The 7636-nt window shown below is 29.1% G+C and carries 10 protein-coding genes; 3 read left to right on the top strand and 7 right to left on the bottom strand.

The window, feature by feature from the left end; translation table 11 throughout:
* The 4 genes from WC356_06995 to WC356_06980 all read right to left on the bottom strand — a co-directional run.
* The coding region (locus WC356_06995; protein ID MFA5382890.1) for a HEPN domain-containing protein at positions 1–253 on the bottom strand (253 nt) is incomplete at its 3' end.
* A complete protein-coding gene (locus tag WC356_06990; GenBank protein ID MFA5382889.1) occupies positions 253–795 on the bottom strand; it encodes a nucleotidyltransferase domain-containing protein in 543 nt (180 codons plus the stop codon). The genes WC356_06990 and WC356_06995, both read right to left, overlap by 1 nt.
* A gap of 119 nt (positions 796–914) precedes the next feature.
* Positions 915–2066, bottom strand: a complete 1152-nt coding sequence (locus tag WC356_06985) for an MMPL family transporter (GenBank protein ID MFA5382888.1) — start codon at positions 2064–2066, stop codon at positions 915–917.
* A complete protein-coding gene (locus tag WC356_06980) occupies positions 2051–3127 on the bottom strand; it encodes an efflux RND transporter permease subunit (GenBank protein MFA5382887.1) in 1077 nt (358 codons plus the stop codon). The genes WC356_06985 and WC356_06980 overlap by 16 nt, the downstream gene beginning before the upstream one ends.
* On the opposite strand from WC356_06980, the gene WC356_06975 reads away from it, so the two are divergent.
* Positions 3108–3281, top strand: a complete 174-nt coding sequence (locus WC356_06975) for a hypothetical protein (protein MFA5382886.1) — start codon at positions 3108–3110, stop codon at positions 3279–3281. The genes WC356_06980 and WC356_06975 overlap by 20 nt on opposite strands.
* Positions 3282–3286: 5 nt before the next feature.
* Here the strand turns inward: WC356_06975 and WC356_06970 are convergent, their stop codons facing one another.
* Both WC356_06970 and WC356_06965 read right to left on the bottom strand, forming a co-directional pair.
* Positions 3287–4816, bottom strand: a complete 1530-nt coding sequence (locus tag WC356_06970) for a hypothetical protein (protein MFA5382885.1) — start codon at positions 4814–4816, stop codon at positions 3287–3289.
* Between the two features lie 48 nt (positions 4817–4864).
* Positions 4865–5197: a PadR family transcriptional regulator gene (locus tag WC356_06965; protein MFA5382884.1), complete on the bottom strand. Its 333-nt coding sequence runs from the start codon at positions 5195–5197 to the stop codon at positions 4865–4867.
* A 253-nt stretch (positions 5198–5450) separates the two neighbouring features.
* Here WC356_06965 and WC356_06960 point away from each other — a divergent pair, with 253 nt between their 5' ends.
* On the top strand, positions 5451–6047 hold the full coding sequence (locus tag WC356_06960) for a rubrerythrin family protein (GenBank protein MFA5382883.1): 597 nt from the start codon (positions 5451–5453) through the stop codon (positions 6045–6047).
* 36 nt (positions 6048–6083) lie between these two features.
* A complete protein-coding gene (locus WC356_06955; GenBank protein MFA5382882.1) occupies positions 6084–6467 on the top strand; it encodes a hypothetical protein in 384 nt (127 codons plus the stop codon).
* Between the two features lie 138 nt (positions 6468–6605).
* Here the strand turns inward: WC356_06955 and WC356_06950 are convergent.
* Positions 6606–7636: hypothetical protein (locus WC356_06950; GenBank protein ID MFA5382881.1), on the bottom strand; the 1031-nt coding region annotated here is incomplete at its 5' end.

Genomic DNA, 7636 nt, shown 5'->3' with positions numbered 1-7636 from the left:
GTTTGTATTTTAAATATTCACAAACTGCATAATGACTTCTTTCTGATACTCCTTCTTTAAATAAAATTGCTCTAGATGCATGAAATGCAGATGAATATGCTAATAAAATTGCAACATCATCCATTCGATGATCAAAAACTTTTTTTGCTTTATCTAAATATTTTTCTGCAATCTCTATAGATTTTTCTGCTTTTTCTTTTGAAGGAATACATTTTTTCAAAAGTCCTTCTTCAAAAAGTATTTCAATAGACATTAAATCACCAATTTTTCCCCATACAATAATATATTATTTGCAATAATCTCTTTATAAATTGGTTCGTTTTTCTTTTTTAATTCCAACCATTTTGAAAAAGGAAAAACAAGAATTGAAATCTCTTTGTTGAGTTTATATAACGATTCTAAATTTTTTCTTACCTTTTTTTCATCTATATTTGTTATTATCAACAAATCAATATCGCTTTTTTCTATATATTCTCCGTTTGCGTATGAACCATATAAAACTACGGATTGATATTCATTATTTTGTAATATTTTTTTATAATTTTTTAATTTAGATAAAAATATTAATTTTTTTAGTTCTTTTACATAAAACAGATCCTGATTTAAAGAATAAAATATAATATTCCCTCTTTGTTTTTTTATTAAAATATTTTCTTTTGACAGTTTGAAACATAATTTACTTGATGAACCAGAAGAGATATTTAATAAACGAGAAATTTCTTTTACAAAATAACTTTTAGTTGAGTTTTCAGCAAATAATTCAATTATTTTCCATTCGGTTTTTGTTAATTCCATACTTATATATTAATCGTTTGATTTTTAAAACTATCGTTTAAATTATTGAATTATCGTTTGATTTTTAAAATTAGTTCTCTCTTTTAAATAATCATAAAGGTTAATTATTTAAGTTACATTCACTTAAAATAGGATTTTATATAATTTTTTAAACTATGTTTTTCAAAAATTATAATCATTGAAGGCACAAAGGTTATTGCTGCTAATGAACACATTACAACTCCATAGCTCATTATAGTTCCAAGTTCGCCCAATATTTTTAACTGTCCAAGACTCATTGCCTGAAAACCAATTATTGCGGCAAGAGTTGTTATGAAAATAGGAATCAATGTCGCATTAAGCGTTTTTTCCATTGCATTTTCAACAGAAACAGAATTCTTTTTCTCGTATTTATATCTTGAAGAGATCTGGATTCCAAAATCAATACCTATGCCCATTATCATTGAAATAGCTCCAGAAGTCATTGAACTTAAACTCATTCCAAAAACAGACACAAATCCCATAGTCCATACAATCCCAATCAAAATTGTCCCAAGCGGGGTAAGACCAAATTTAATTGAACGGAAAAGTAAAAATGAAATCAAAATAATTCCTATAAATGAAACAATAGATGTTTTGGTAATATCTGGAGTAATTTCCTCTTGAACTATCGCAGACGCAATTGTATCTCCAGTTAAAGTTATTTTTAAACCTCTCATATTTGGAATCTCCAAAAGCGCCATATTAAAATCATCAATCATCTGATTAGGGTCAAAGGAATCTGAAACACGTATATTAATAACTGCAAGGGAATAATCAGAACTTATATAACTTTCAAAAATCTCCGGATTCTCTGAAATTAATTTTTTGATCTTATAATCGGTTTTTGGAAGCTCGCCCCCATTTAATGTTTTAAGATAAGAAGCAGGAGAACTAACATCAAGAACATTATCTGCACCCGACATTATTTCAGATAGTAAATCTATCTGCTGAATTACTCTATAATCTCTGATATCTACTATTTCATCTTCAATATATTCAGGTTCAATTTGTAATGCTATAATCACTGAGGAAGTTCCTCCAAATCCAGACGAAATTAATTCCATAGTCTGAAAAACCTCAAGATCGTCTGGTATCATATCTGAATATTCCATGGATTTCGTTTCAAGTCCCATCATAGCGATCAAAGCAAAAAAAGACAATAACATAACAAGAGAAAAAACAAGCCAGTATTTAGAAGAAACGAATAATGAATACTTATGTATAAAAGTTCTTTTTAGATTTTTTTCCATTTTTCTCTCATCTCTTTTCGTATTTTTCTTTTATGTAGGATTTTCTTCGCATATAAAAGTTCAAGTTTATATTTCGCTTTTTCCCCTAAAACAATAATAACAGGCATTAAAACAATTGTTGAAGCCAAAGTATAAAAAATTCCCAAAGCAAGACTGAAACCAAGTTTTTGAAGCATAGGAACAACTGATAAAGTCAAGGCAATAAAACCAACTATTGTAGTTCCTCCTGACCCAAGTAAAGCAGATCCAATATTTGGAACAGTTTCTTTAAGAGAATGTAATTGGGTTGCCCCTTTATCTCGCTCTTCAGTATATCTTGAGAGCATAAAGATTCCATATTCAACACCCAAACCAAGAATCATAGCACTAATTCCAACAGTAGCAATAGATAATGGGATATCCAACCAACTTAAGGTTCCCAAAGTCCATGTTAATCCAATAATCAACGGGGCCAAAACAGTCAGGGTTTTTGATACTGATTTAAGTATAATAACCAAAAGTAGAAATATCAAAAATATAGCTATTGAAAGTGTCAATATTGAATCTTGAATTAATATTTCAAAAATAACTGAACGAATAGAAGGATTTCCTGTTATAGATGTTTTGATTCCAACAGGCTCAGATGAAGATGCAAGTTTTTCCCGTATTGTATTCTCTAACTCATTTATTTTGTTTTCTCCCCCTCCCAAATCAGATTTCAAGTAAAATACTGTTGTCTTATAATCTGAACTGAAAAAAGAAGTTAATTGAGGATAAGAATCCAATACTCTCTTGACTTCATCCAGCGTGGAATGAGGCAGATATTCAAAGTACGAACCTGCAGAAGTTATCTCACTTATTATGCTTTCCTCTTTAAGCGAATTTTCCAATTCAATTAAGTAATTTATAACTCTCGGGTCACGGATATCTATAACTGCATTTTTCTCATTTGAACTTTCATCAAGAGTAACTGCTATAAGCACTGTGTCCTGCCCTCCTAATTTCGCAGTAACCAGATTTGAAACCTGATAAACTTCCAGTTGCTGGGGCATTTCCTTTGTCATGTCTGTTTGGACTTTCAATTTAGAAACTCCTGCAAGCATAAACAAAGTGAAAAGAATAAGAACTACCAGTAATAGTTTTGAATGTTTCTTTTGGAAAACTGCAAGTCCAGTTAATGCATCTTCAAATATTTTAATCTCCCTCTACACATTTGATTTAGTCATTGATTTTTAGACATCTTATTTTTTGTTATGATTCTTGGATTTTCTTTTCTCAAAATAAATCCCTGCAAAAACCCCAACTGCCAATAAAACAATTATTGCAATGAGATAAACAAAAACCTCTGAATTGAAACCTGACTCTGAAACAGTTAACGTTAGTGTTTCATCTGAAAGAAAAACATTATCATCTGTTACTGAACGAATTTCAAAATCAATTATGTAATCCTTTGGAACTGCATCTGAATCAATGGATAATTCCAAAATCGCTTCGCCTTCTTCCCCTGACTTTAGCTTACCTATGAAATCAGAATTTTCCATAAACTCAAAAGGCTGGGATTGTTCAGAAAATGCTCTTATTGAAACTGAATCCGCCTGTTTATTTCCAATATTCTTTACTTTCAATTTAATTGAGATTTCATCTCCAGGAGCAACATTGTCTGAAGATATATTTACTGCTTCAATTTCAAATAAAGGAATATCAACAACTTGGATATCTACTGGTAATTCGTATTCAAAATACTCATTTGAATCTTCTTCTTTATATTTTATTTTCATAACAGCAGGATATTCTCCCCCCATAATGCCTTTGTCTATATCGATATAATATACTGCAATTTTGCTCTGACCCGCAGAAACACTTCCTAAATTATCCTTAGCAGAATAAGAATAACTTTCAGTAAATCCTGTTGGTAAAACCAATTCAGTATTAACTGACTTCGCATCTGCTTCGCCAATATTTTCTAATTCTACTGTTAACTGTGCTTCAGAAGTATCTGAAATCAGTTTTAGTGGAGAGGATGAGATTGAACCGATTGCAAATTCAGGAGATTTCTGTACATAAATATTTAATGGCAGTACTGCCTGTTCTTTTAATCCCATTTCATTTGAATAATCTAAAATTATATTTATCGTATCTCTACCAGATAAAGTATTTGAATCCAAAACCATATCCAAAACAACTTCTTTTGAATCATAAATATCTCCAATATACTCAGGGGAAGAACCAGTATTTAAAAAATTAGGGGAATCAATGGTTAAATATGCATCATTAACAGGATCACCAAAATTATTTATAATAAATTTTAATTTAAATGGCTCTTTATCTTCTATCCGGGTTTCAGTATAATCCAGATTAAAAATCTGATTTGAAGAAACAACTATTGGGATATCCAAAGTAGTTGTAGTTGTTTTTTCATCATAATTCTGAGTTGGATCTTCATATCTTCCGGAAATCTGCAAATTAAGAGTATAAACCCCTGCACTAAGGTTTTCACTTATTTCAAATGGGATTGAGGTTATTGTTGAAGTTCCCGGTTGCATATCACCAATATACATTGTTCTGCCTCCACCTAAAGCAACACCACCAGTAGAAGAAATACGTGTAGATTCCACTTTATACAAGCCAGTATTTGCAACAGTCAATGAAACTGTTCCACGAACTCCCGGGGATGGAGAACTTGGGAGAACTTCATAATTAACTACTGAAAAATCTGCATTAATTATGCCAATAAATAAAAACATACTAACTAATAAAAATATTTTTTTCATTTTACACAACCTCCGTTTTTGCTTTTACTGATTTTGTTTTGATGGAGTTTATTTAGATAGATATCTAATATACTCTCTATTTTCTTTCTGTATTAATTTTTTAAATTCAGAAAGTTCTTTTTTTCCATTTCTAGTTATTGAATAAATAACTCTTTTCTTATTATTTTCTCCAAGCACATTTTTAGAATTTACCAATCCTTTATGCTCAAGGTATTTTAAAACTAAATGTACTTTGACCAGATTAGTATTTATCAAAGCATGATTTTTTTTATTCTTTGTTATTTTCTTTGCAATATTATAACAATAATCTTCTTTTCTTGAGATTAACCACAATATATACATTCTTGGTATCTTTGAAGCACTTGAAAAACAAAAAATCATAATATCTTATTTAAATAGAAACATTTAAAAATATTATATATAAAAAATCTTAAATATAAAATTTATTTAATAAACAACATTTGTTTTAATTGATATTGCCATTGCTTTTAATTGATAGCATCATTGACTTTTTAGAGGAGTTTAGTAGATAGGGGAATAAATATAATAGTTTCCTGTCTAATTTTTATATATCTTTTTATGTATTTTAATTTATAATAAAAATCAAATAAATTTGAATAAATGAGGTGAGGATATGAAAAAAACTTTAGAAAATTTAACAAAGGCTTTCATAGGAGAAAGTCAGGCAAGAAATAGATATACAATGTATTCTTCTACTGCAAGAAAAGAAGGATATCAACAAATTTCAGAAATATTTGAAATAACAGCTGAAAATGAAGTAGAACACGCAGAATGGATATGGAAAATGATTAAACAAATTAAAAAGGATTTAAAACTAACTGACGAAGAAATTGCAAAACCAATGATTGTTGAAACTGATTCTCCACAAATATGGGGAACCACATTAGATAATTTAAAATCTGCTGCAGATGGAGAGAATCATGAATTTGAACAATTATATCCTTCATTTGCACAAACAGCCGAAGAAGAAGGATTAAATGATGTTGCAGCAAGACTACGCGCTATTGCAAAATCAGAACAACATCATAGAGACAGATTTAGAAAATTAATTCAAGTAATTGAAGACAATACAGTATTCAAAAAAGATGCACCTATAAAATGGTTTTGTAGAAAATGCGGATATTGGCACGAAGGCGCAGAGCCACCAGAAAAATGCCCATCCTGCGGGCATGATAAAAGTTATTATCAGAGAATGTGTGAAGAATATTAAAAACAATTATATATCTTCCTTTCTTTATTTTTTATTATGGAAATAAAAAATTTATCTAAATTGATTTTTACTATCTTTTTATTTAGTGTATTTTTAATATTTGGATGTACAAACCAAGAACAGCCAAAATTTGTTGAAGGAGATGAAACTTTAGAAGTAACTCTTTTAGATCCAAATAACAATCCGATATCTAATGTAGAAATTGATTTATGGATTAGTCAAGAACCAAATGGTCCTCCAACCGCTGGATATTTAATAACTAATACTGAAGGAAAAGTTATATTTCAAGTTCCAGAAGGAGAATATTTAATTGGTTTTAATCAAAATAATTTTCCAAAAGAATTTATTGATCCTGGAAAAAATTCAGTAAGTGTGAAAAAAGGAGAAAATCAAAAAACAATTATATTAAATTTAAATTAAGTTTATTATAAATTTATTTTTTCCCTAATGCGTCATTTACTAATTTATCTGCGCGCTGTTGATATATGTCATCGCGCTTAACATGTTTGTATTCTACTTTTTTTATTTTATTTTTTTTCAAAGACAACAGCTGTTAATTTACTTTTTTGGTTTTAAATATGTAATATAAAAAATAATTGAACCAAGCGCCACCAAACCAAAACATACTAATATAAATAATATATTTATTGCAGACGCTTTTGGAAGCATTTCATCATCAACAGTTTCTATTGTGGATTGTGGAGCAGTATTAATTATATACTCTGCTTGTTCGTATAGAACTTCAAGAAGATCATAATTGCCTGCTTCAAACTGAGCATTAATTTGGATAAAAATAAATTCAGCTTTAGTTGTGTTTTTGCCTTGTTCTTTTGCCAGTTCTATTGCTTCCTTTAAATTATTTATTAAAATTACAGCATTTTTTTTATTTTTTCTTTCTACTTCTTCTTTACTTTGTGGTTTAATGCAATTGTGATTAAAACATATTAAATCTGTTGAACAGTCATAATCATCACAACAATCATAACTCTCCCATTGGTGTTCTTTAATATATCCACAATTTCCAATTAATATATTTACACACGTATAGTTAATACATCGTTCATCATCCATACACTGTTCATCAGTTTCACAATCTATTAATTGCTCTTCTTCAATAATATCTTCATTCATTTCCTCTTCTATCTCCTCTTCTTGATCAATTTCTATATCACAATTAATTATAAGATCACTACTATAATCTACATAATCTTTTCCTCTACTAATTATATCATATTCTCCATTTGATAATATGAAAAAAGTTTTTCCATCTATATTTGTTCTACTGGAATCCACAAAAGAACCTTCTTTTTCTATTTTAACGAGCATATCCTCTAATTTAATTTTTCCTCTCTTTGCAGTAATTGTTATATTTGCACTTTCATTTGAAATACAATTTATTTCTTTATCCAAATTAAAAATTAAATCTTTTTTTTCTGATCCACTACTACTATCTTGTTGTTGGGTTGTGGTTATTGTTCTTTCTGTTGAATTTTCTTTTGATGTGTTTGATGTTCCATCACCACACCATACTTCTGCTAACCAAACTTCACCTGATGCTGTGTCTGCATTGGGTAATGTATAAATTAAAG

The organism is Candidatus Micrarchaeia archaeon, from assembly GCA_041653315.1.
Classification (GTDB): domain Archaea; phylum Micrarchaeota; class Micrarchaeia; order Anstonellales; family JAHKLY01; genus JAHKLY01.
This window is presented reverse-complemented; position numbering and strand designations above follow the sequence as displayed.

Bases quoted from the DNA above. Each gene is read 5' to 3' on its own strand.
- WC356_06990 (MFA5382889.1), bottom strand. From the start codon at position 795: ATGGAATTAACAAAAACCGAATGGAAAATAATTGAATTATTTGCTGAA.
- WC356_06965 (MFA5382884.1), bottom strand. From the start codon at position 5,197: ATGATTTTTTGTTTTTCAAGTGCTTCAAAGATACCAAGAATGTATATA.
- WC356_06985 (MFA5382888.1), bottom strand. From the start codon at position 2,066: ATGGAAAAAAATCTAAAAAGAACTTTTATACATAAGTATTCATTATTC.
- WC356_06970 (MFA5382885.1), bottom strand. From the start codon at position 4,816: ATGAAAAAAATATTTTTATTAGTTAGTATGTTTTTATTTATTGGCATA.
- WC356_06955 (MFA5382882.1), top strand. From the start codon at position 6,084: ATGGAAATAAAAAATTTATCTAAATTGATTTTTACTATCTTTTTATTT.
- WC356_06975 (MFA5382886.1), top strand. From the start codon at position 3,108: ATGTCTGTTTGGACTTTCAATTTAGAAACTCCTGCAAGCATAAACAAA.
- WC356_06960 (MFA5382883.1), top strand. From the start codon at position 5,451: ATGAAAAAAACTTTAGAAAATTTAACAAAGGCTTTCATAGGAGAAAGT.